16 protein-coding genes and 1 riboswitch are annotated in these 23,546 nt (G+C 50.8%); of the genes, 10 read left to right on the top strand and 6 right to left on the bottom strand.

Features of this window, described 5'->3' with window-relative positions:
- Positions 1-535 precede the first annotated feature (535 nt).
- From HQN87_RS03210 to HQN87_RS03250, 9 genes are all read left to right on the top strand, one after another.
- Positions 536-1,036: a cupin domain-containing protein gene (locus HQN87_RS03210; protein WP_173127745.1), complete on the top strand. Its 501-nt coding sequence runs from the start codon at positions 536-538 to the stop codon at positions 1,034-1,036.
- 474 nt (positions 1,037-1,510) lie between these two features.
- Positions 1,511-2,266, top strand: coding sequence for a LytR/AlgR family response regulator transcription factor (locus tag HQN87_RS03215; protein WP_173127748.1), 756 nt, complete (start codon positions 1,511-1,513; stop codon positions 2,264-2,266).
- Complete coding sequence (locus tag HQN87_RS03220; RefSeq protein ID WP_173127751.1) at positions 2,253-3,557, top strand: ATP-binding protein; 1,305 nt, start codon at positions 2,253-2,255, stop codon at positions 3,555-3,557. The genes HQN87_RS03215 and HQN87_RS03220 overlap by 14 nt, the downstream gene beginning before the upstream one ends.
- Positions 3,558-3,901: 344 nt before the next feature.
- Positions 3,902-5,941, top strand: coding sequence for a serine hydrolase domain-containing protein (locus tag HQN87_RS03225; protein WP_173127755.1), 2,040 nt, complete (start codon positions 3,902-3,904; stop codon positions 5,939-5,941).
- A gap of 220 nt (positions 5,942-6,161) precedes the next feature.
- On the top strand, positions 6,162-7,631 hold the full coding sequence (locus HQN87_RS03230; protein WP_173127758.1) for a pyocin knob domain-containing protein: 1,470 nt from the start codon (positions 6,162-6,164) through the stop codon (positions 7,629-7,631).
- 30 nt (positions 7,632-7,661) lie between these two features.
- Positions 7,662-9,146 (top strand): pyocin knob domain-containing protein, encoded by a 1,485-nt coding sequence (locus HQN87_RS03235; protein WP_173127761.1) that lies wholly within the window; start codon positions 7,662-7,664, stop codon positions 9,144-9,146.
- Between the two features lie 19 nt (positions 9,147-9,165).
- Complete coding sequence (locus HQN87_RS03240; protein WP_173127764.1) at positions 9,166-10,140, top strand: hypothetical protein; 975 nt, start codon at positions 9,166-9,168, stop codon at positions 10,138-10,140.
- A gap of 40 nt (positions 10,141-10,180) precedes the next feature.
- Positions 10,181-10,295, top strand: a riboswitch (SAM riboswitch).
- Positions 10,296-10,368: 73 nt separating this feature from the next.
- Positions 10,369-10,962 carry a DedA family protein gene (locus tag HQN87_RS03245; protein WP_173127767.1) on the top strand — a complete coding sequence of 198 codons (594 nt, stop codon included), beginning with the start codon at positions 10,369-10,371 and terminating at the stop codon, positions 10,960-10,962.
- A gap of 37 nt (positions 10,963-10,999) precedes the next feature.
- The gene (locus HQN87_RS03250; RefSeq protein ID WP_173127770.1) at positions 11,000-11,812 is read left to right on the top strand and encodes an undecaprenyl-diphosphate phosphatase; all 813 of its coding nucleotides are present in this window, start codon (positions 11,000-11,002) and stop codon (positions 11,810-11,812) included.
- A 472-nt stretch (positions 11,813-12,284) separates the two neighbouring features.
- On the opposite strand, the gene hflC is transcribed toward HQN87_RS03250, so the two are convergent.
- From hflC to HQN87_RS03265, 3 genes are all read right to left on the bottom strand, one after another.
- On the bottom strand, positions 12,285-13,151 hold the full coding sequence (gene hflC / locus HQN87_RS03255) for a protease modulator HflC (RefSeq protein ID WP_367272654.1): 867 nt from the start codon (positions 13,149-13,151) through the stop codon (positions 12,285-12,287).
- Complete coding sequence (gene hflK, locus HQN87_RS03260; RefSeq protein WP_173128833.1) at positions 13,148-14,194, bottom strand: FtsH protease activity modulator HflK; 1,047 nt, start codon at positions 14,192-14,194, stop codon at positions 13,148-13,150. The genes hflC and hflK overlap by 4 nt, the downstream gene beginning before the upstream one ends.
- A gap of 520 nt (positions 14,195-14,714) precedes the next feature.
- A complete protein-coding gene (locus HQN87_RS03265) occupies positions 14,715-15,170 on the bottom strand; it encodes a MerR family transcriptional regulator (RefSeq protein WP_173127773.1) in 456 nt (151 codons plus the stop codon).
- A 174-nt stretch (positions 15,171-15,344) separates the two neighbouring features.
- Here HQN87_RS03265 and HQN87_RS03270 point away from each other — a divergent pair, with 174 nt between their 5' ends.
- Positions 15,345-16,196, top strand: coding sequence for an aldo/keto reductase (locus HQN87_RS03270; protein ID WP_173127776.1), 852 nt, complete (start codon positions 15,345-15,347; stop codon positions 16,194-16,196).
- A 136-nt stretch (positions 16,197-16,332) separates the two neighbouring features.
- Here HQN87_RS03270 and HQN87_RS03275 read toward each other — a convergent pair whose 3' ends face one another.
- The 3 genes from HQN87_RS03275 to HQN87_RS03285 form a co-directional block, all read right to left on the bottom strand.
- Positions 16,333-19,086, bottom strand: a complete 2,754-nt coding sequence (locus HQN87_RS03275; RefSeq protein WP_173127780.1) for a polysaccharide lyase family 8 super-sandwich domain-containing protein — start codon at positions 19,084-19,086, stop codon at positions 16,333-16,335.
- A gap of 933 nt (positions 19,087-20,019) precedes the next feature.
- Positions 20,020-21,186 carry a leucine-rich repeat domain-containing protein gene (locus HQN87_RS03280; RefSeq protein WP_216857129.1) on the bottom strand — a complete coding sequence of 389 codons (1,167 nt, stop codon included), beginning with the start codon at positions 21,184-21,186 and terminating at the stop codon, positions 20,020-20,022.
- Positions 21,187-21,270: 84 nt separating this feature from the next.
- Complete coding sequence (locus HQN87_RS03285; RefSeq protein WP_173127783.1) at positions 21,271-23,541, bottom strand: polysaccharide lyase 8 family protein; 2,271 nt, start codon at positions 23,539-23,541, stop codon at positions 21,271-21,273.
- Between the last annotated feature and the right edge of the window lie 5 nt (positions 23,542-23,546).

Consider the following 23,546-nt stretch of genomic DNA (forward strand, 5'->3'; position numbering starts at 1 on the left):
TTCGGGTAAAATAGGCATTGGTAGGGTTCCTCCTTAGTGGTTTCGCAATCCTGAGGATACCCTACTTTTTTGTTGCCTGACTAGGCTCCAAATACTGGTACACAACTTATTTTACGCCATCATCAATTAGCACGCGGCTGGTGAATTCAGGTGCACTATTGCTCCTCATTGGCTCATTTAGCCTGCTTCCGGTGAATTCAGGTGCACTAATACACCTTATTGGCTCATTTAGCTCGCGTCCTGTGAATTCAGGTGCACTAATGCTCCTCATTGGCTCATTTAGCACGCGCCTCGTGAATTCAGGTGCACTAATGCTCCTTATTGGCTCACCTGGCCCGCATCCGGTGAATTCAGGTGCACTATTGCACCTCATTGGCTCATTTAGCACGCGGCTGGTGAATTCAGGTGTATTAATGCTCCTTATTACTCTACTTCAGCCACACTTGGGTAGGTTCAGAGGAATTGACTCTTTGTTCCTCACTATGTGTAATTTCTTTTGTGCTGTACCATTCCCACACAATGGAGATGATGAGTTATGTCAGACCAATCTATAGTTACCTTCCGCTTCCAGGCGGACAAGCTGCTGCCGAATAATCCTGAGCTTCCGGCAGTGCTGTATAAGGGTGCTCTTCAGGATCAGCCAGACACGGCGGAACAGGTCTTCAATAACAATGGCTGGAAGAACAGCTGGGTGAACGGTGTCTTCAGCTACCACCACTATCACAGCAACGCGCATGAGGTGCTCGGTGTAATGTTCGGCAGCGCCCGCTTGCAGCTTGGCGGCGATACCGGAAGCACCGTCCAGGTTGCGGCCGGGGATGTGCTGGTGCTGCCTGCCGGCACGGCGCACAAGCGGCTCTCAGCTACGGAGAACTTCCGTGTCGCCGGCGCTTATCCCGGCGGAGCAGACTACAATACCCGCCGGGCCACTCCAGCAGACTTCGCAGCAGCCTTACCCGAGATCCGCGAGGTCCCGCTGCCGGTCAGTGATCCCGTCTACGGTAAGGAAGGGCCGCTGCTCCGGCTGTGGACATAGCATCAGGCAGCCGGAGGGGAAACACACGCCCGTTCCTTGCTGACCGCCTGTGCATTCCTGGATCTGAACGTTCCCGGCCGCCCGCCTGTGCATTCCCGGAGTCCGACCGTTCCTGCCACCCGCCTGTGCATTCCAGGATCTGAACGTTCCCGGCCGCCCACCTGTGCACTCCTGGAGGCGCCCGTTTTTTGCCGCCGCCTGTACATTAGTGGAGTCCACCCGTTCCTTGCCGCCGCCTATGTATTCCTGGAATCCGCCCGTTCCTTGCCGACGCCTGTGCATTCCTGGCGTCCACCCACTCCCGCCGCTCACCTGTGTATTCCTGGCGTCCACCCACTCCCGCCGCTCCACCTGTGCATTCCAGGGATCTCATTTTGCATTTGGCCCCGTCCGGGGCTTGCCCTCATCAGGAATGCGATATACTATTCTGTAATACTATTTAACTTCACTACGCCGTAATGGAGGAGGGCATTCATGTATAGAGTAGCGGTATGCGATGATGAGGAGCAGCACAGAGAGCTGGTTAAGAGGACGCTGATAGCCTTATCCATCAAGACTAATATAGAATTCGAGATAGAGTTATATCACTCAGGGGAGCAGCTGACCGCTCACTATGAACAGGATGGAGCGCCCTTCCATATTCTGATTCTGGATGTGGAGATGGGCGGGATGAACGGGATTATGGCGGCGCGGAGAATCAGGGAGCTGAAGCATTTTGACGAACAGATTATCTTCCTGACCAGCTACCCGGAGTATATGGTGGAGAGCTTCGATGTCATCACGTTCCAGTACCTCATTAAGCCGGTGGCTCCTGACCTCCTGGAAGAGAAGATCACCAAGCTGCTGCATTACTTCCAGGCTCAAGAAAAGAAATTCATGGTCATCAAGTCCGGTTATGAGGAGGTTGTCTTGAGATATGATGATATCATTGCGATTGAGGCGGCCAAGAGCCTGACGGTCAAAAGCAAGCTCCATGTGATCACCGCCACACAGGTCTATGACAGCAAAGGCCTGATCGCCGATTATGCCGCAGCGTTAAAAGACAGCAATTTCCTGCACATCCACCGTTCGATTATTATCAACCTGCTGCATGTGAAGAAATTCTCCGGCGGCTCGGTGCTCATGTCGGGCGGGATGGAGTTCCCAATCGGCCGCTCCAAGATCAAAGAGGTCAAAGATTTCTATACCAAATTCATGATCATGAAGGGTCATTCGTATGATTCCATATAACCTGCCTATTATCCTCTGTGTGCTGCTGGTGATGGGCTTCCAGACTAATTTTTACTTCGGCTCCGTATTCGGCAAGTCCGCCCAGAAGCCCAACCGGACCGTGTATTTCATCCTTTATGGATTGCTGTGTTTTGTCTATCTGGTCTTTGAAATGTCCTCCGTATTCTCATCGGCTGTCGCCCTGCTGATGATATTCGCTATGGCCGGGTCCTATCAGGTGGAGATTAAGACCAAGGTGATTTTCTCCATCCTGTATGCGGTGCTAATGACGCTGGTCAGCTTCATCTCGCTGTTTATTTTCTCGGCGATTGATTCGGTGGACTATACCAACCTGGAGTCGGGTAACGGGTTCGACCGGCCGGGCTTCATGAAGGGAATCATCCTTAGCTGTATTATTATGTTCGCGGTGATTCAGGTCATCCGGCTCATCTCCAAACGCAGAAGCTTCGCTCTGCCTTACCCTTACTATATCTTTTTCCTGATCGTGCCTTTCATCAGTATCTATCAGATCAATGTGCTCACTACAGTCAGCAGCAACAAAGATATCTATTATTTCATGGCGATTCTCGGCTTTCTGTTCCTGAATGTGATGGTCGTCTATATCTTTGATACGATTATTGATAAATTTCAATTCATGCATGAGAATGCCCAATTGCAGCACCAGATGAATTATCAGGATGCGAACTACGAGAAGACGGTGCACAGCTTCAAGTCCATTAAGCGGATTATCCACGACACCCACCAGCAGTTCCTGTACATTGAAGAGTGTATCCGGCGCAATGATTCAGCGGCAGCCCTGGAGCATATCAAAGTGACGCTCAATAAAGTTGAGGATGCCTATCAGCGGGTGAACACAGGCCATCTCGTCATTGATGCGCTGGTCACGAATACCCTGAATATCGCACAGGCCAACGGCATCCGAGTCGATACCCGGCTTCGTCTCCATTCACAGGCGGTTCATATTGACCGTTATGACTTATGTGTGGTGCTTGGCAATATGCTGGACAACGCTATTGAAGCTTCGAAAAAGGTCAAGGTAGCCGAGGACCGGTATATCCTGATCCAGATTCATTCGAGTGAATCCGCGCTGTTCATCCGCATCCTCAACCGGATCGCCCAAGAGACCGCCTCGCTGCACAGCCAGAAGCCGGATCCGGAATATCACGGCATCGGCCTTACCAACATTTCCAGAATATGCGATAAATACGGCGGGAATATGACGATAGAATCGGGGCATAAGGAATTTAATAATATGGTGGTCCTCCCCTTCTCGCCCGAGTCTTCCATATAAGACGCACTAAAAATTTGAACTTCAAGCTTCATCGGCACTGCGGTGAAATTTGGACTTCCGGCCGCTGTTGTCAACAGATTTCCTGAATTATTCCGCTATATGCGGTTGAAATCCGTTGACAAAGGCGGTCGCTACCGCTCCTACAGTTCCAAATTTCCCCTCCGCTTCTTTCGCTTTTTCGTTATCTTCTTTAATACTACTTATTCGTAAGCTTCTACTTCATAAGCTTCTACGTTTAGGGATCGTTATCAGCGTTTCAGGGGCATTCGGGCCTATCCCCTCCCTCCAGCCGGTATGATACATTCAGGAAGTATACCGATGAGGAACAAGAGGAGGCAATCCGAATGAACAAATTAACTTCAGTAGTACTCGCCGCAATGCTGGTGATCCCCGCAGCCCAGGCTTCGGCGGCGCAGGAGAAGCAGAACCCCGTGCAGGCCAAGGCCCGCGAGCTGGCGTCGAAGATCGTAGCAGATTATGGGGTAAGCGGCATGCAGTATGCCATTATGGATAAGGGCAACATCACATTGTCAGGAGGCGCCGGGTTCTACGATACGGTGACTAAGGCACCGATCACCAAAGACACGATGTTTGGCATTGGCTCGGTCAGCAAAATGTATGTGTCTGCGGCAACGATGATTTTGGCGGAGGATAAGGTCATTGATATTGACAAACCGCTCATAACGTATCTGCCGCAGTTCAAAATGGCCGATGAGCGCTACAAGGAGATTACGCCGCGCATGTTAATGAATCATTCCTCGGGCCTCTACGGCAGCCACTATGGGAACAGCATCTTGCTGGATGACAACGATACACAGAATCATGATGAGATGTTATCCCGGATGGCGTCCGAACGGCTGAAGTCTGATCCGGGCGAATATTCTGTCTATTGCAACGATGGCTTTCAGCTGCTGGAGCTGATGATTGAGCAGGTGAGCGGGATCAGCTATTCCGAATTCCTGGACCAGCACTTCAGCAGCCCGATGAAGGTAAGCTCAACGAAGACCCCGCTTGACAGCTTCGACAGACAGCAACTGGCCAAGACTTATTTCCCGAGCCTTAAGCCGGCCTTGCCTGCCGAGAACGCCAACATCCTTGGAGCCGGTGGTCTCTATTCCACTGCCGAAGATCTAACGAAGTTCGCAGAAGTGCTGAACGGCAACTACCCGGACATCCTGTCGGAAGCCTCGGCCGAAGCAATGCGGCAGCCAGAATATAAGAACGGAATCTGGGTGCCCGAAGAGCGTAACAGCTTCAACTATGGGCTGGGCTGGGATGCGGTGGATCTGGCGCCCTTTGGCGATTATGGCATCAAGGCCTTAACCAAGGGTGGGGATACGATTATGTATCACGCGGCACTCACCACACTGCCCGAAGATGACATTTCAATCGCAGTACTCTCCTCGGGCGGAAGCTCGGTCTATAACACTGTATTTGCCTCACAGGTGCTGCTAGAGTACTTGAAGGACACCGGGAAGATTCAGAAGATTCAGCCGGACCAGACCTTCACCCCTCCGGTAAAAGCAGCTATGCCTGCTGAGATGCAGTCCTATTCGGGATTGTACGGTACCGTGGGAGCGACACTCCCCATTACGGTTAAGGGTGGAGAGCTTACACTGCCGGTTCTCGGCGGACTGATCCCCGCTCAGAAATATGTATACACAGGCAAAGGGCAATTCAAGAACAGCGATGGCAGTGCAGCCGTAAGCTTCGACAAGCAGAAGAACGGCATCACCTATCTGAAGCTGGACGCCCATCTGAATATTCCCGGAATAGGCCAGATGCCGATGGTTACCTATGAATACCAGAAGCTGGAGGCCAATCCCCTGAACGCCTCTACGAAGCAGGCCTGGGAGAAGAGAAACGGGAAGCATTACTACGCCGTGGATGAGAAAATCAGTTCATTATTCTATCTGTCCCCCTCCATCCTGACGAAGACTATCGCGGTAGAGCAAGGGTACGCCACCGGAACGAAGATTGTGGACGGGAACACCGCCGTTAATGCCGCTGAAATCCCGGTGATGAACGGCAGAGATGCCTTTGATCTGAACTTCTCCACCAAGAACGGCCAGGAATATCTGACCATTGACGGAAATGACTATATCAGTGAAGATGCAGTGAAGCCTCTCTACGGAGGCCGTGCTTCCATCAGTACAGTACCTGCGAGCGGTCAGGCGGTATGGATGAAGCTGGATAAAAAGTCCGCCGGGCGGACAATGACCGTTACAGCACCATCAACTGGCGGCTATGCTGTCTATGATGCCGATGGAGTGATCGTAAGCCACTCCATGGTGGGTAAAGACCCTTCCGTTGTATTACCGAAGGGCGGAATGGCCGTATTCGGCGGGAAGGCCGGAGATGTGTTCAAGATTGAGTTGAAGTAAGAAATTATTTTGAATAGCTTTTTACGGGATAGCATCACTTCTGCCAGTTAGTGAATCTTGACGATCTCACTCTTCCGGGCAGAAGTGGTGCTTTTTATCATTCCAGATCGAGGTAATAAATTACATATATTGTTAGTATAATGTGATGACGGACTTGGTGGACTTTGAGCTCAAACCAATGGAAAGGGGTTAACAAGCAATGTGTCCGAATGACGAGGTTGTGAATGCTTCCAAAGAATCAGATACAAGTAACGCTATGCTGTTCATCACCCTGATGAAGGGTACGGATCTTAATGAGGTACGTAAGTCAGGTTTCTACCGTAGTGCGGGAGCTGCTGCTATTCATTCCCCTGACGATAACATGACCGACTGGACGCTATTCGTCCTCCCGTCCACATCTGCAGCTTCGCTTCACCTGATCACCCAGACCTTCTATTCAGGCGACCAGGTATGGCACAGAGACTGCCAATCCAACGGGGAGGTGTGGTCTGCATGGAAGAACCTGTTCCATCATTCGCCACGTATCTCCTTACTTTCGCCTTCGCCGGGTAACGACTTAAATACGCTTCGTAAGCCTGGTTTCTACCATAGTACAGGATTGGAACCCGAACATGCACCACTCCCTGGTGTAGATTGGTTGGTACACATCAGTCCTCCCTTGTCTTTCAATCCCTCCCTAGTGATTCAAACCTATTATTCAGGTACACACAGCTGGATACGCAGCAGTCAAGATGGCGGTGACGTCTGGTCGGAATGGACCCCTACCGACCGGGACGCATCGGATATGAAAATCTATAGATCGGGAGGTGGTAATTTAAAAAATTACACGAAAAATGCTTATTATACATGGAATAACAACGTTGCTCTCGGTGCTCCGGATGGCTATAGATCAGACGAATGGACACTGCTGGTCTTCAACAATGTATATAACGGTAATCACTTCATTCTACAGACCTTTTACTCGTATGATGGGGTCTGGTGGCGTAAAAGCTCCAATAATGCAGCGGACTGGTCTCCATGGTTCAAGAGTGAGACTGCTTCTTCAAGTATGGATTGGAGGAATGGGACTCCAGATTCATATCCAGAGCAGAATCAATTGGGTTTTTTGAGAAATCACAATAACAATGAGGTTATACTCTCAATGGTTACACAGCTCTATTCCACCACCCTTTTTGAGGCTATACAGTACCGTTATACGACTCAAAATCTGCAATGGCGCGGTAAGACATTAGAAGGTGGTACTTTTAAAGAATGGAGAACCCTATCCCAGAGGCCCGCAATGGGCTCCGCCTATCTGCTCGGAACAGCAATTATTCCAGTCAACGGACTCATTCCTTTTGCACATACTGGGGCTATGCGGGATTGTCAACTGGATGCTGTAACAGGAGAGCTCATTATTAATCAGGGAGGAAGCTATTCCCTTAGCTCTAATCTAATTCTCCCAAGAAATCAGGAAGCATTATTTGTCATTTCTATTGACGGAAGAGCTGCCGGGAATCATACCGGGCTGCATTGTCAGGCCTCTTCATCGCAAGGATTCATCTATGCTACCTTAACACATACCTTCGAGTGTACGGAGGGGCAGCGGATCGGCATTAAGAATATCACGGGCACTCCGGTCACCTTATGGCCGTCTGTAAACAACAGGAAGAGCAGACATGGACTAACCCTTACTCCATTAGAATCTTGATCTCTACAATTATAGAAAGGGGATGTAACAATGAACACGAAAGAGGATATGACGAATGATTCCTTAATCAAACATTCAGAGAGCACGGACTTCAATACCATTTTGGCAACCGGTTTTTATCATAGTTTAGATCATACAGCGCTTAATTCCCCGGATCTTAATGCCAGGGATTGGATGCTGTTCGTCCTCTCCACCCCGGCGGATTCCATAGCTCATATTACACAAACCTTCTATTCCGGTGACCAGGCATGGGTACGCAGGAGTCAAGATGATGGATTCCATTGGTCCGAGTGGAAGAACATACACCACCCATCAACCCCCTCCAGCCTCATCTCCCCTATCACTAATCATAACTTGAATTTGATTAAGGAAACCGGGTTCTATTATAACCAAGGCGAAGAGGTAGCGAATGGTCCCCATTATCAATCAGATTGGATGCTGCATGTCCATTCCCCTGAACCTGATGATTCTGCCTACCTGGAACAGACCTTCTTCACTCTCCATGAGATCTGGTGGCGGAGTAGCCAAGACAGTGGAACGACTTGGTCTGAATGGAATAACACCAAGGATCTTCCACTTACTATGAATGTGTATCAAGCTACAAGCTATAACCCGGACGATTATACAACTCCTGGTTTTTATTTGGGTAATGATCAGCAGTTTATGTTTCAAGATAATAAAGCATGGAGTATGATTGTGCTGCCTACTGGAAGATCAGATCGCCTGTTGCAATTGGTATATAGTACTGAAGGAGTTTATTTATATAGAGTACCTTTTACTGATACCTCAGAAGAAGTGTCCGTTGACAAGCTTACTTTGTTTGAAGCTTCGCAACTGCCCTTCATGATGGATATTCCAGAATTAGATGCAAACTCTGCCAAGAGTCCCGGCCTTTATTTCAGCAACAAAACAGTAAGGAATACTCCCTTTCAGACCTATAGTGAAAATTTCTATATACTCGTTCTAGATCCAGGTGACTCAAGCCTTGTACAGCACTTTTATCAAAGCAATTCGAACTCTACCACTCAATACTGGCGAAGTAGTGATGATAACGGTGGCAGTTGGAGTCTTTGGGTAAAAATCGAAGACAAAACATTACTCGCGTTCGGCTCTGCATATGTATTGGGGGAGTCTGTCCTCCAGGCAGAGCAGTTTATTCCATTTGTCCATGTCGGACCGAACCGGGCTTGTTCTTTGGATTCCACTACAGGGGAATTCATTATTAACCATACAGGCATGTACTCTATTATCTCCCATCTTCAGTTCAGCGCTCATCAGGAGGTATCCTTGGCTATTTCGATTGACGGTGAAACACCTGAGCACCATAATTCCTTTCATTACCAGCCTGATTCGCTGATGCAAGCAGATTACTTCTCGGCAACCTTGACAGACCTTATTGAATGCACAGAGGGGCAACGGATAGGGATCAAGAACATCGCCGGCCATCCGGTTACCTTATGGCCCGGTCCTAACGGCAGAAAGATGAAACATACTATAACGTTGACGCAAATCTGACTTTGAAGGAGATTAAGGTATGAATACAAATGCACTCTTCTCCAATGGCTTACCTATGAGTATTAAGCAAGCCCCCACCAATGACTTAAATCAGCTTAGGGATACAGGGATTTATTTAAGTAGCGGTTATGGAGCACAGCATGGCCCCAATAGCGATGGAGCCTGGACACTCCAGGTGCTTCGTACTACCGCTGGAAGTACAACCTTTTTTCTGCAATCTTTTTATACGGACCATGGCATTTGGCAACGCGTCGGAGAACTGATAGAGAATATATTTGTGATTTGGTATGACTGGCACAGCCAATTAAAGATGCGCGCAACTCAATATATAGTCAGTGATGACAATGACCCGGGCATTGAGATTAAAAACCTGACTAAGACCGGCTTTTATAACTCTGATAAGTATGAAATGGGTGAATCCCCGCCTATTGGAAATATCTATACTGGAGGGGTATTGAGCTTAGATTTTAACAATGGGTATTGGTTACAATACTTTTATGAAGATTATGCGTTATATTGGCGGTACGGTAGTCGCGATAATGGAGGTGGAGTATCGTGGGGTAATTGGAAATTGATGGATGAATATTATAACAATGGACTTTTTCTTTCCGCAGAATTACCAGCGGGAACTGTTGTTGATACCGATGAGTGGATTCCCTTTGTTCCAGGCCGTGCGGATCAGAAGATTCTGCTTGATCCTGAGACAGGTGAACTGATTGTTCCGCAATCAGGCGCCTACACTCTTACTGCCAATCTAGTATTCCCCACTAACCAGAAATTGGTCTTCGCCATCTCAGTCGATGGAGAAACACCCGAGCACTATGCTTCGTTCCATCATCAGCCTGGTTGTTCTCCTGCACTCGGCAGTCCCTACACTGGAACGTTGAGTGATATTATCGAATGTACAGAAGGCCAGAGAATTGGAATCAAGAATATAACAGGCTGTCCTGTTACCCTGGGAGAGAAGCAGGAGTTGACCTTGAACTTGCATTAACGTATTCGGGTATGTTTTAATGTAATCTAACTGAATAATACTCTTATCCAGAGTTCGGTGGAGGGCCTGGCCCGATGAAACCGCTGCAGCCGGTATACGCAAGTATGTACGGTGCGGCAACTAGAGGTATCCAAGATACCTTGCAAAGATGAGAGGGAGCTGACAGTTTATATGAACTGCCCCCTTTAATTAGGGGGCTTTTTTTATGCAGAGAGAGGAGAGAAACCTATGACACAATGGATTACAGAATTCATCCTTTTTTTCAAAGATTTGTCGTATGCCGGTATCGTCCTCGCCCTGTCGTTTGAATTCGTCCCTGCCGAGCTCGTGCTTCCGCTTGCCGGTTATTGGGTGTACCTGGGGGACATGAAGCTTATTCTTACGATCCTTGCCGGTACGCTCGGAGGTACCTTTGGTCCGCTCACGTTATATGCCCTGGGCCGGTATGGCGGCAGGCCTGCGATTGATAAGTACGGGAAGTACTTTTTCATCCGTCCGCATCATTTGGAGGCTTCCGACCGTTTTTTTGAGAAATACGGCAACGGTGTGGCTTTTTACGGGCGCTTCATCCCTGGAGTGAGAACCCTGATCTCTATCCCTTGCGGAATTGCCAAAATGAATGTGTTCGCCTTCAGTCTCTACACCTTCCTGGCCATGCTTCCGATTACCTCAATCTATGTCTATCTGGGCTTCAAATTAGGGGCGCAATGGGAGCATGTGGACCAGATTCTCAAGCCTTATATTATTCCGGCGGGTACGCTGTTCCTTGTAGGCTTCGGGCTGTATGTCCTATCCAAACGGATGAGAAGAAGACAAGCTTAATCCAATTGCAGTTGCAGTTCAGATTCAGGAGGAAATTATGGAAACTTGGTTTACTTGGCTAAAATATTTGCTGCTGGGGATCGTACAGGGAGTGACGGAACCTATTCCCGTCTCTTCCAGCGGGCATCTGATCATCGTACAACGTCTGCTCGGGATGGAGCAGAATGGGCTATCCTTTGAAATATTAACGAATACGGCCTCTTTAATCGCTATCTGTTTTATTTTTCGTAAGGATATCCTAGATTTGATTACAGGTGCCTTCCGTTACCTGCGCACGCGCAATTCGAAGTACCGGGCGGAGTTCATGTTCTGCCTCTACATCATCATCGGGACGATTCCCGCAGCCGTTGCTGCCGTCTTCTTCAAAGATACGATCGAACGTATCTTCACTTCCGTACATACCGTTGGCATCAGTCTACTCGTTACCGGAGTGGCCCTCTGGCTGATCCGCAATCTTCGCGGGCAGAAAAGAGACGGCAATCTTACCGTACGGGACGCCATCATTGTCGGACTGGCTCAGGCGGTCGCCCTGATTCCCGGCATCAGCCGTTCCGGTTCTACCGTAATTGCCTCCATTGCGGTTGGGATGAAGCAGGAGACCGCCTTGAAGTTCTCCTTCATGCTGTACATTCCCATCAGTATTGGCGGGCTGATCATGGGGGCGTCCGATATCGCACATGATCCTAACCGCTCCGCGCTGGCGGTTCCCTACCTGATCGCCTTCCTCACCACGCTTGTCGCAACCTACTATGCCATGAGATGGTTCATCGGCATTATGGCCAAGGGCAATCTGATTTACTTTTCCTATTATTGCTTCCTGGTAGGAACATTGCTGCTGATCTTGCTGTAAGTAGCCTAAGGGATCGTGTGGGGCGGGAAGCTTGGGGGAACTGGGGAACTTGGGGCAGCTGGGGTCGGGATCTAGGGGATCTGGGGAACCTGGAAACTTGGGGAACCTGGAAACCGGGGGAACCCCATTGAGAGTAACTTCTCCTGCGCCAAGCAAGTGGACAAACGTATCTTAATTCCTCGATTTATTGCGGGATGAACGACAGCAAGTGGATAAACAGCATCTAAATTTGCTGGTTTGGGCTATAGTTGGTGAATTGGGCGGATTTAAGTGCTGTTTTTCCATCTGCTGTTCCAGCAGCCCCCATTCGATCATCAGTAAGTGTAGAAAATCCAACTGCTATTCCCGCTTCCATAATACGTAACTATGCGTTCTCTTAAACAAAACACCCCTTAGAAAATGAATCTTTTCTAAGGGGTGTTGTCATATCTTGTTCACAATTATCCGGTGAAGCTAGTGAAAGCTGTTCAGCCTATTGTCCCATCAATATCTTGGCATACGGCGAATCAATCGGCATCATGATCACCGGCTCATTCTTCAGCGTGGTCACGTAACTCTCCAGCGTACGATAGAAGCTATAGAACTCAGGAGATTTTCCATAGGCCTGGTTATAGATCTTGGCAGCTTGCCCTTCGCCTTCGGCAATGATCTTCTTGGAGTCAGCTTCAGCCTGGGCCATCAGCTCTCTGGAGGTACGGTCGGCCTTGGACGTTATTTTCTTGGATTCCTCGTCCCCCTCAGACAGATAACGCGCGGCAATGGATTGACGGTCCGAGATCATGCGGTTATACACACTTTGCTTATTCTCTTCCGGCAGGTCGGTACGCTTGATCCGTACGTCGATCACTTCGATCCCGTAATTATCACGGGTTAAGGCGGCCACTACGTCTTTGGTGATCTCATCGTTAATATTGCCCCGTCCGGTGTCCTCACTAATAATATTCTCATAATTGACCTCCGACAGCTTGCGGCGTACCGAGTTATATACCGCTTCATCAATACGCTGCACCCCGCCGCTTACCGATTGTACAGTTCTCAGGAACTGTGAGGCGTTGGTAATTCTCCAGACGGTATAATTATCAACGACAATCGGCTTCTGGTCCTTGGTCAGAATGCTGGTTGGCGAGCTCTCGTACGTCATCTGGTATTTGGGAAGCTCCGAGACATTCTCGATAAAAGGGAGCTTGAACTTTAGCCCCGGCTCCTCAACGGTACGCATCGCTTCACCGAAACGCAGGACTACCTTATACTCCCCTTCCTTCACGATATACATAGATCCGGCAAGCAGAATAATCAGAACTACAGCAGATATCATTGCGATAATAGGGTTCTTCTTCACTGGGCATCTCCTCCTTGCGGCGCCGCTGAAGCAGGCGGATTCACTGTGGCCGGGGCAGACTTGCTGTCCGTCGTACTGCGCATCAGCTCATTCAGCGGCAGATAGTTCACAGTATCGCTATTCGAGTTGGTGATGAAAATCTTGGCGCTAGGCAGAATCGTCTCCAGCGTCTCCAGTATCAGCCGGCTCTCGGTTACGCTCTTATTGTTGGTGTATTCGGCATAAATGGCATTGAACTGGGCGACATCACCCTGCGCGTTCAGGATACGCGACTTCTTCTCGCCTTCAGCCCGCTCCAGCAGCGCCTGTGCTTCACCGCGCGCCTTGGGAATGATATCGTTCTCATACTTCTTGGCGTTGTTGATCTTTGTGTTCTTCTCTTCACGGGCATTGGTTACCTCGCGGAATGCTTCCTCTACCTGGCCGCTCGGCGGCTCAATATCCTGGAATTTGATATCAATGATCTGAATGCCGGTGTTGTATTTCTTCTGCAGATCCACCAGCAGCACCCGCACCTTATCCTGAATCACTGTCTTCCCGTCCGTAATCGCATAATCCAGCTTCTCCGAACCAATCACTGCGCGGATCGACGAGCTGGCCGAGTTACGCAGGAATTTGTCCGGGTCATCAATGTTATACAGATAATCATGGATATTGCTAATCTTCCACTGGACTACCGCATCAGCAGAGACAATATTCTCATCGCCCGTGATCATCATGGCTTCATCATCCACGGCTACTGCTCCTTCACCCTCCTGGCGGTACCCGATATGTATCCGCTGGGTCAGCTCCGCAGGCACTGTAATCACTTCCTGGATCGGATAAGGCCATTTGAAATGAAGTCCCGCCGAGGACTCGTTCGTATACTTGCCGAAGGTCAGAATAGCTGCACGTTCCTGCTCCTGCACGGTATAAAAGGAAGTGGAGCCTACATAAATCAATACTGCCGCTGCGGCTACCCCCACCCAAATCTTTTTGTACATCCCCGGCTTCAGCTTCGGCAGCCTGAGTCCCGGCATCTGATCATCGCCGTTCTGGTTCATGAAATTCAAGATGCATCGCTCCTTTTGGCGTGTTTTAGTCTTAATAAAGGTATATATACGTGAATAAAACAAATAAGTCGCAACTTTTACGACTTTGTTCAAGCTTACTGAATTTTACTGCGTTTCTCTCTGGCTATTGCCTTGCCGCTATTTCACGGGACGAAGCTTCAAGTTCAATACTTAAGTGGGTTTTACCCAAATGTCAATTCAAACGATGGGCCACGGCACGGGTGGAGGCTGAACCTCCATATACAGCAGTTGGAAAAGTGTATCTTAATTCGCCGCTTTCTGAGGAATGTGCCTGAACAAGTGGATAAACAGCATCTACTGGAGTCGGTTTTGGCTACTTTGGGTGAAAGGGCAACATTTAAGTGCTGTTTATCCATCTGCTGTTCTGACAGCGGCCGTTCGTCCATCAGCAAGTGTAGAGAATCCAACTACTTCCGATTCCATTCACCACAAAACCCCGGGAAAGCGTAAGCTCGCGCGCTCTCCGGGGTTTTTGTTGTGAACTTCAGTTCTAAGACAGCTGCGGCTCTCTCTTCCTGCGTGCAGGTACCTGGCCCCCGTCCTCCAGCACCTTTCCCCAGTTGGCGGGATTGGTCATGTCGGGGATACGCTGCTCCAGAATGGCCTGATATTGCAGCGCTTTTTGTTCCAGATGGGCAACGCGCTGCTTGGCTTCTTCGAGCTGAATGAGCGCCGCTTCCTTATACTCCATCATCAGCGCACAACGCTGGGCAACGGTCGAATCGCCTTCCAGGCAGAGATCGACATAGGTTTTGATGCTTTCAATCGGCATCCCTGTCTGCTTAAGACACTTGATGCCATACAGCCAGTTGATCGAGTCGGCGTCGAACAGCCGGATATTATTTTTATTGCGCTGAACGGTCGGCACCAGGCCCTTATCTGTATAATAACGCACCGCATGTTCGGTGAGCCCTGTCATTTCGGCAGCTTCCTTAACAGTATGCATAATAACCCTCCTCGATAAAAAAAATACTACCCCCGCTTGACTTCGTGTTACACGAAGACGGTAGGCTTATTGTATAGCAAATCGGCCGCAACTGGAATCCCCGCTGCGATGCCTGCTGCCGGGGATGCGCTGCCGATTGCCATTATTAAGAGATGAACCATAGGAGGAGTGATCATGCAGACTGTAACCTTGAACAATGGAGTGACCATGCCGATTCTCGGCTTCGGGGTCTACCAGATTTCGGATAGCGGGGAATGCGAGAACGCAGTGTACGAAGCCATAACCGCCGGGTACCGCTTAATTGATACGGCTGCCGGTTATCTGAATGAAGAGGCTGTCGGACGCGCGATCAAGCGCAGCGGCGTCCCGCGCGAAGAGCTGTTCATCACGACCAAGCTGTGGATTCAGGATGCCGGGTATGAGAGTGCCAAGCTGGCTTTTGCCAAATCGTTGAAGAAGCTGCAACTGGACTACCTGGATCTGTACTTGATTCATCAGCCGTTCGGTGATTATTACGGGGCATGGCGTGCGATGGAAGAGTTGTACCGCGAAGGCTCCATCAGAGCCATCGGTGTCAGCAACTTCCTCCCCGACCGTCTGATGGACCTTATCGTGCACAATGACATTGTGCCCGCCGTCAATCAGGTCGAGACGCATCCGTTCCACCAGCAGATTGATAATGCCGCTTTTATGAAGGAACAGGGTGTGCAGATTCAGTCGTGGGGACCGTTCGCCGAAGGACGCAACAACCTGTTCAGCAATGAAATGCTGTCCGCAATTGCGGTCAAACACAACAAATCTGTCGCTCAGGTTGTGCTGCGCTGGCTGGTTCAGCGCGATATTGTTGTGATTCCGAAGTCGGTGCGTAAAGAGCGGATCGTGGAGAACTTCGATATTTTTGATTTTGAGCTGAGTCCGGCGGACCTCGATCAGATTACGGCGCTGGATACCGGCGAGAGCCTCTTCTTCTCCCACCAGGACCCGGAAATCGCCAAGCGGCTCGGCAACTGGAAGGTTGATCTGTAAGCTCGACGCTTGACAAGGCTAATCCATCAGCAGCACAGGCCCATGCACAGGTTGCATGGGCCTGTCTCTTTTTCAAATATACAGGTTATCCTCTTCAGCTCCTTGCCCTTCTCCTAACCTGCGCCCGAAGCTCACCTTACGGATTACGTACAAATTTGACTGCATCGGCGGCTACATACCCGCTTGTTCCGTTGTTACGAATAGTCACGCTACCCAAGGAACCGGCTGTGAAGGGATATGTGCCGATGAAATTCCATACCCCGCCGTTTGCGGTCTGGTCTATACTATGCGTAGCCGTCCCTGCGGAATGAACGATGTCTAAGGGAATCGCAGTGGAGCGGTTGATATGCTGCGGCCACATCATATAGACGCTGTAGGTAGCCGTGACGGGTAAGTCTGGGGTGAAGGTCACACTTTTACTGCCTTTGCCGCTGTTGTCATCATGCAGATAGTTGGCGCCGTACCGGTCAGTCTGCACCGCAGCAGTCTTCCAGCCTCCAGTCTTCAGCACTCCTGTAGTGTCATTATTGTCTACAATAACCTCTTCACCAGGAAGGGTCGGCGGTGTGCCGCTGCCCAGATCAAAAGAAGCCTTGAACGTCTTGCCCTTGACCGCGCTGACATTCGCCGTTAACTGGATGGTCGGGCTGAGCTGTGTCACCGTAATTCCGGCATCTGCCGTATATCCGCTTGCTGAACGGTCCAGTTCCACCTCAATTACGCCGGTACCCGCTTGGGTCGGATCACTGACGGACAGCTCCAATGTATCCCCGGCTTCCCGGGTCATCACCGCCGCTTTTTTGTTGACGGTGATCAGATCGGCGGAGTTTGCCCCATCCTCCCAGAAATTCGCTGCGGTGATGCCGAGCTTCGTTTCTTTTACCGCCTGAACACTGGATGAATTCGCAAGCACTTCAATGTCTGGAGCAGCAGCATAAGCAGCTACTTGGGAGGCTGTCTTGCCCGGCAGCAGGACATATTGATATTCGCCGCTCACCGGATTAACACCATGATCCAGCCATAAGGTCATATAATTGCGGGTGACCGGCGTGGAAGGTGTGACCGGACGGGGGTTAATCTGCTTCCAGTTGCCAGTTCTGGCTTCTCTCTTAGCAGCAAGCGATACCGTCTGCGGAAAATAATATCCCGTATCCGCACCGGCGGTGCTTCCCGACAAATGAGCCCACTCCACCTGATCCAGGGTCGATGCCCCGCCCAAAATGGCAGGCTGCACTTCACCGTTCACAGTTAGCGTATTGCTGCCCGCCGTGTTCAGCTTCCGGTTCTCAAACGTAGTCTCCACAGCAATATTATCCGTGCTGCTGATGCCCGCACCGAGCGCAACCACTTCGTCATCGAACATAAACCAAGATTTCTTGGCTCCAAGCGTACGGCCCGCGTACTGCAAATCCATACCCGAGCTTCCATATAGATTCTGGATATCGGTGCCGCCGGTCCACGGCTTGGTGCTGGTGTGGCTGCTTGAAGCGGTCTGCGACAGCACCGTTGTTCCCGGCAGACGGTAACTATCGACAGTTGGCCAGTAATCCTCACTGTATTGTTCAAGGTCACTGTTATATAAGCTGGTCATACCCGCCGAGGTATACCAGGCTTTGGCGTTCTCGCTGTTGATCGCTTCGTAGCTGCTGATGCGGCTGGAATACATTGCAAGCCCGAAGCTATAGCCCGGCCGGTGCTGAACGGCCCGATCCATCGCCGAGAACTGCTTATAACCTATAAGCTCTGCCGCCGGTTCAATCAACGGGTCCGCGGTTATCCTCTTGGCCTGAGCGATAGCGGGTACGGGGGCATCAGCATAGAAGGATTTGAATGTATCCGATAGAATCCAGCCTTTAAGCATCTTCTCAAAATCGGCTGATGGAGCAGGCGGCGCAATTGCAGACAGCAGCAGAATCCCTTGCATCACCCGATGCCCTGCTTCATGGTCCTGACTGTAATGCCTGGAGATTTCCCGGCCCCGGACCATGTCCATTATCGCCCCCTTGTACATCACCGGCTGATAGGAGTTATACACCCATTCCCACACATTGGACTGCTTGGGATCAGCGACCTGCCAGGAAGAGCCGTGAAGCATCACCATCAGATCACTTACAGCCAGCAGCAGATCAATTCCATAACCTCCGGTATAGGGGATATTATTATGCTGAATGAATGAACCATCCCGGTAGAAGCCGTCTCCGCTAAGCGTATAATTGAAAATAGAGGACAGGCCATCGCGCGCCGCGGCGATTTTGGCCCCGTCTTTGACGAGAATTCCCCGCTCGCCTACAACTATCGCTTTCCAGGCACGGTTGGCTCCAGTCAAGGTAACTGCGGGCGAGAAGCGTTCCACCGCAGTCATATAATTAGTGACTTGAGCCGGGCTTAAGACGTCATACATCAGCACCACCGTATCATTAAGCTGCATGGGAATGCCGATTTGCCAATCCCACCAGTTACTCGTTCCGCTGGCCGTCGGCGTTACCGCCTCATGATATCGGGTGGTGTACATATAATCGAGTGCAGCTACGATATCGCTCCCGAGCTGACTATCCCCATGCAGCGCCGTGCCGGCCGTGGCATACGCGAGCGCCATCGTCTTCAGCCGTTCATAGGTTACCCGGATCTGAATCGAGTTCCCGATGCCCGGGTTATCGCTCCACAGATAGGTACGGCTGGGCGAGGTATTCATCGTCTGCCAGTAACCGTTCGCTTCATTCGCCAGCTTGGTGAGGGCTGCGGCAATATCAGCGTCCGCTGTATTCAGGGAGGGACCTCCTGTAAGCATCACCTTCCGGTTCTCCCGCATCCCGTCGAATTCATCCGCCGCACGGGCACGTCCCGTTACTCCCCCCAACCCGCTGATCGACAGCAGCAACACTAACGCCACCAAGCCGCTTTTTATGAGTAACCTTCTCGTTAACGTTCCTCTCATTCCCCACCTTCTCATCCATATTCCCCCTTTTCATTGGATTAAACATTTTCACGGCTTCCCTTCACACAAACATGCTTTGCCTGCTCATAGTTCGGCTTTACTCACACAAACATGCTTCAGCATTCCTCACACAAACTTGCTTTCTGCACCCTTGCTTCAGTATTCCCCACTCATAAAGATACTCGTTGTAAAGCGCTTACATTTAATAGTATAGATAGGGTCTGGTAGTAAAAGAAACTGCCTGCATTCGAGAAAAGGTATGAGATTTCGAGTGTTACGGTGAAGATGTGCCTTATTTACGCCTGCTGCCCACTTTCTGCGGATTGAGGTGCACATTTACTCCTCATTCACGCCCACCGCCCACTTTCTGCGGATTGGAGTGCACTTTTACACCTCACTCCCGCCTGCCGCCCACTTTTGACAGATTGAGGTGCACTTTTGCTCCTCACTCACGCCTGCCGTCCACTTTTGACGGAACGAGGTGCACTTTTGCTCCTCATTCACGCCTGCTGCCCACTTTCGGTCTACTCAAAGGGATTTGTACCTCTCCTTTCCTCCTCTAGCCCACTTCCAGCCCATTCAAAGGGATTAATCCCTCTTCTTTCCTCCTCTAGCCCACTTCCAGCCCATTCAAAGGGATTTATACCTTTCATTTCCTCCTCTAGCCCACTTCCAGCTTAATCAAAGGGATATATCCCTCTCATTTCCTCATCGAACCTACTTCCAGCTTAATCAGAGGGATTTATACCTCTCATTTCCTCATCGAACCTACTTCCAGCAAATTCAGAGGGATTAATCCCTCTGAATCTTCCAGAAAAAAGCCGCAAACCCTTGCAGTGCTCGGCGTGCGGCGTTCAGCTTGCGACTTACCACCCACAGCTCACCAGCTCAGTACACTTCATAACTAAGCTGATCCGCCAGCTCATCCTCATGGTCAAACACTGCATAGATGCAGAGCTGACCAGCCGGTGTATCCCCGGCATCGTAGCCGATACGGAAGGAGTGGTCTTCGGCAAACGTCAAGTCGGCCAGCGCCAGTTCATTCACATCTTCATCAGGATGAGCGTCCGCAATTAGCTGCAATACCCGGTCAAGCCGCCCCTCCAGCTCTCCCCATACCTTCTGAATCCGGGAAGTCAATCCGCTCATGGCTGCCTTGGTGGGAACTTCCGCTGTAACGGTAAGCCCGCTCCCTTTGATGTGTAGCTCCGCCTTATAACAGGTGAAGGTATTATCATATTGAAAAATCCCTACTCCCTCTACCCTATGATCCGGCTGAGTGATGAGGTTATTGGCAACATCCAATTGTACAAGCTGCGAATGCAGGCTCGTATCGAGTACGGTAAGCTTGTTCTGAGAACAATAGATTTCGGTCAACTGGCTATTGTGACTGAGGTCCAGACTCGTAATATGATTATTGAAGCATCGCAGACTCGTAAGAGACGGATTGCCACTGGTGTCGAGACCCGTTAAGTGATTATGATTACAGCGGACTTCCGTCAGCTCTCTACAGCTTGCTATATCCAGGTCAATTAGATAATTGCTGCCGCAATCGAGCCGCTCCAGTGCCGTATTGTCTTGAAGCCGCAATCCATGCAGCGAGTTATAACTGCAATTCAGTACCTTGAGCCGGGGATTGCTGCTTAACTCCAGTTTGGACAACATATTCTCATGACACTCCAGCTTCTCTAGCGCAAGATTCTGGCTGAGGTCCAGCTTACGGATATGGTTCCTGCTACAGTCCAGTTCCTTCAACAGCCGATTCGGCTGAGTATTCAGCTCAATCAGCCGGTTACTCCGGCAGTTCACAGTAACCAGTTCCTCATTCTGGCTAAGGTTAAGCACGGTTAACTCATTATACGAACAATCCAGCTCCTGAAGCGCCGTAAAGTGTTCGGTCCCCTGTAGACTTGAGAACTTGCAGCCCTCAAGCTTCAGCGTAGCCACAGTGTCAAGATCGCTCCTGAAGATGGATTCACGGCCACCGCAGAAGTGGTCCCTTACGAACTGCCGGAAACGTTCATCTACGATATCATCGGTAATTGAAATCTGCATGGTACTCCCCCTCTAAAATCATTGGGATTATTCTACCATACTCCGCAGAGTCATTCACTTGAAGTGCATTTTCATAGATTCGCCTCAGGTCCCAAGCTCCACATGGAACGAGGCGCCCCCGGCACCGTCAGGGTCGAACACCAGTCTAACCTTTCCGGGGGTTCCGGTGTCTCCAGCTTCACTCAGGTCAACCGTGATCCGCTCAGACCTGCGGATCACCCTGGTAACAGGCCGATCGAGTTCAAGCTCCACTTCGATGGGACGGCGCTGCAGTTGAGTCGGATCGGCTATAGCCAGACTCCAGCCTGCCGGATTCTTTTGCAGAACAATAGAGGCCTCACTGCTGCAAGCAATCCACCCGCTTCTATACCAGCCCGGCTGCCAGAAATGCACAGCTAACAGCCCCGCTTCCGTCTCTTCCACCGCGTGCACCCGGTCATTCAATTCCACAATCCGTATACTTGAAGCCCCGGCGAACCCGGCCGTTGCTTCTTCACTCCAGCCGGGCAGCAGCACATAGGCATAGGTATCCCCCTGCGGCGCTGCTCCATGATCGAACCAGAGCGTCTGATAGGATCGCTCGATTTCCGCAGAGGGACCGGCATCGTTGATGGCCTTCCAGCTCCCTTGCCGGGCCTCGCGCAAGGCATGGACGCAGCAGCGTTCAGGCAAATAAATCCCCACATCCGCACCTTCGGTACTCCCTGTCATGTGAATCCACTTAGGATGAATCGTATCTGCGATTCCCGGCGTCCGGCAAATCTCTGTTCCGTCTGCGGTAATCTTATGGTCACCGAACGGAGTCACTCTCCGGTTGTCTATAATCGTCTCCACTCTGACGGAATTCCGGCTCTGAATACCCGAACCTAAGGCCACGATGCGGTTACCGCATAACAACCAGCTTTTGAGCGCAGTCAGTCCATCCGCTTCGTTAACGACATCCTGAAGCTCCATCGCAATGACGCCATATTGGTTATGAAGCACAGCCCCGCCAACATAAGCCTTAGTGCTTAAGCGGCCTTGCCCGGCTCCATCCTCCTGCAATGTTTTCGTTACCGTGGTTCCAGGCAGGCGGTAAGGATCAACGGTCGGCCAGTAGGCATCCGCATATTGTCCCAAGTCACTATTGTACAGATGGCTCATGCCATACGCTGTATACCAGCCCTTCAGGTGCTCCCGGTTGATAGATTCATAGGTGAAGATCCGGCTGGAGAACATACTGATCGAGTAGGCAAAACCCGGACCTTGCAGCACCGCCCGGTCCATATGGGCAAACAGCTTGCAGAAGCTCTCTTCCCGGGCAGGCGGCACAAGTTCATCGTCCAGCAGCGCGCCAGCCCCAGCAGCCGCATCCGGCGGCGCTTCGGCGATATACGATTTGTAGGTGTCGGCAACAATCCACGCCTTCACTCTGGAGAGCAGCCGTGCCTGATCCGCCACATCCAGCATACGCGAGAAGCGTAAGCAGGAGGTGATCACGGAATGTCCGCTCTCATGATTCTGCGAGTCCTCCCGCGAGATCTCCCTGCCGCTGACCATATCCAGCATGGACCCCCTGAACATAAGGGGGACAAAAGAATCCTCAATCCACCGGGCTGTCAATTCCCGGGCTTCACCCGGCAATTCCCAGGGGGTACCGTGCAGCCACGCCATCAGGCGGACCACATCATGTAGCAGCGAGACCCCATATCCGCCAGTATAGGCATATCTGTCATGCTGAATGAAGGAGCCGTCCTCGTAGAAGCCATCCCCTTCACTGACATTCCTGAACAGCGGAAGCAGCGCATTCCGGGCGGCGGACAGCTTCTGCCCGTCGCCCCGGATAACGGCAGCCAGGGCAGCAGCCGTAGATTTCCAGACCAGATTCGCTCCCGTTGCAGGCGGAGCCTTCGCTGCGAACCACTGGGCATGAAAGACCGGATCACCCACATATTTGTCTACGGGGAGGAGCAGACGCTCTATAAGCTCTGTATCCAGCAGTTCCTCCATGAGCAGCAAGGTCTCCAGCAGCGCAATCGGCACGCCAATCTCCCAATACCACCAGTTGCCATAAGGCTGACAGGTTTCGTTGTACCTCTGCGTATACAGCCATTCCAATCCATAGCTAACCCGCTGCCTTAATGAATAGTCCATATAATAGGGACATTTGGGAGACTTCAGCGCGATGGCCATCTCCTTCAAACGGAGGATGATCTGAAATACATCCGCAGCATTCTCCTGAACCGGGATGTCCGCCCACAGCAGCTCCTGATGATGAAGCATCTTGTCCCTGGCATCGCGGACCCGCTTCAGCGTTTCCGGACGAAGCGTATCTCCCACGAGATATTGCAGCCATTTGTTTTTTAAGTTCTGCATGGACT

The organism is Paenibacillus tritici, assembly GCF_013204885.1.
Lineage (GTDB): Bacteria > Bacillota > Bacilli > Paenibacillales > Paenibacillaceae > Paenibacillus_AQ > Paenibacillus_AQ tritici.

Coding starts and splice junctions, on each gene's coding strand:
- HQN87_RS03210 (WP_173127745.1), top strand. CDS start 536: ATGTCAGACCAATCTATAGTTACCTTCCGCTTCCAGGCGGACAAGCTG.
- HQN87_RS03215 (WP_173127748.1), top strand. CDS start 1,511: ATGTATAGAGTAGCGGTATGCGATGATGAGGAGCAGCACAGAGAGCTG.
- HQN87_RS03220 (WP_173127751.1), top strand. CDS start 2,253: ATGATTCCATATAACCTGCCTATTATCCTCTGTGTGCTGCTGGTGATG.
- HQN87_RS03225 (WP_173127755.1), top strand. CDS start 3,902: ATGAACAAATTAACTTCAGTAGTACTCGCCGCAATGCTGGTGATCCCC.
- HQN87_RS03235 (WP_173127761.1), top strand. CDS start 7,662: ATGAACACGAAAGAGGATATGACGAATGATTCCTTAATCAAACATTCA.
- HQN87_RS03240 (WP_173127764.1), top strand. CDS start 9,166: ATGAATACAAATGCACTCTTCTCCAATGGCTTACCTATGAGTATTAAG.
- HQN87_RS03245 (WP_173127767.1), top strand. CDS start 10,369: ATGACACAATGGATTACAGAATTCATCCTTTTTTTCAAAGATTTGTCG.
- HQN87_RS03250 (WP_173127770.1), top strand. CDS start 11,000: ATGGAAACTTGGTTTACTTGGCTAAAATATTTGCTGCTGGGGATCGTA.
- hflK (WP_173128833.1), bottom strand. CDS start 14,194: ATGAACCAGAACGGCGATGATCAGATGCCGGGACTCAGGCTGCCGAAG.
- HQN87_RS03265 (WP_173127773.1), bottom strand. CDS start 15,170: ATGCATACTGTTAAGGAAGCTGCCGAAATGACAGGGCTCACCGAACAT.
- HQN87_RS03270 (WP_173127776.1), top strand. CDS start 15,345: ATGCAGACTGTAACCTTGAACAATGGAGTGACCATGCCGATTCTCGGC.
- HQN87_RS03280 (WP_216857129.1), bottom strand. CDS start 21,186: ATGCAGATTTCAATTACCGATGATATCGTAGATGAACGTTTCCGGCAG.
- HQN87_RS03285 (WP_173127783.1), bottom strand. CDS start 23,541: ATGCAGAACTTAAAAAACAAATGGCTGCAATATCTCGTGGGAGATACG.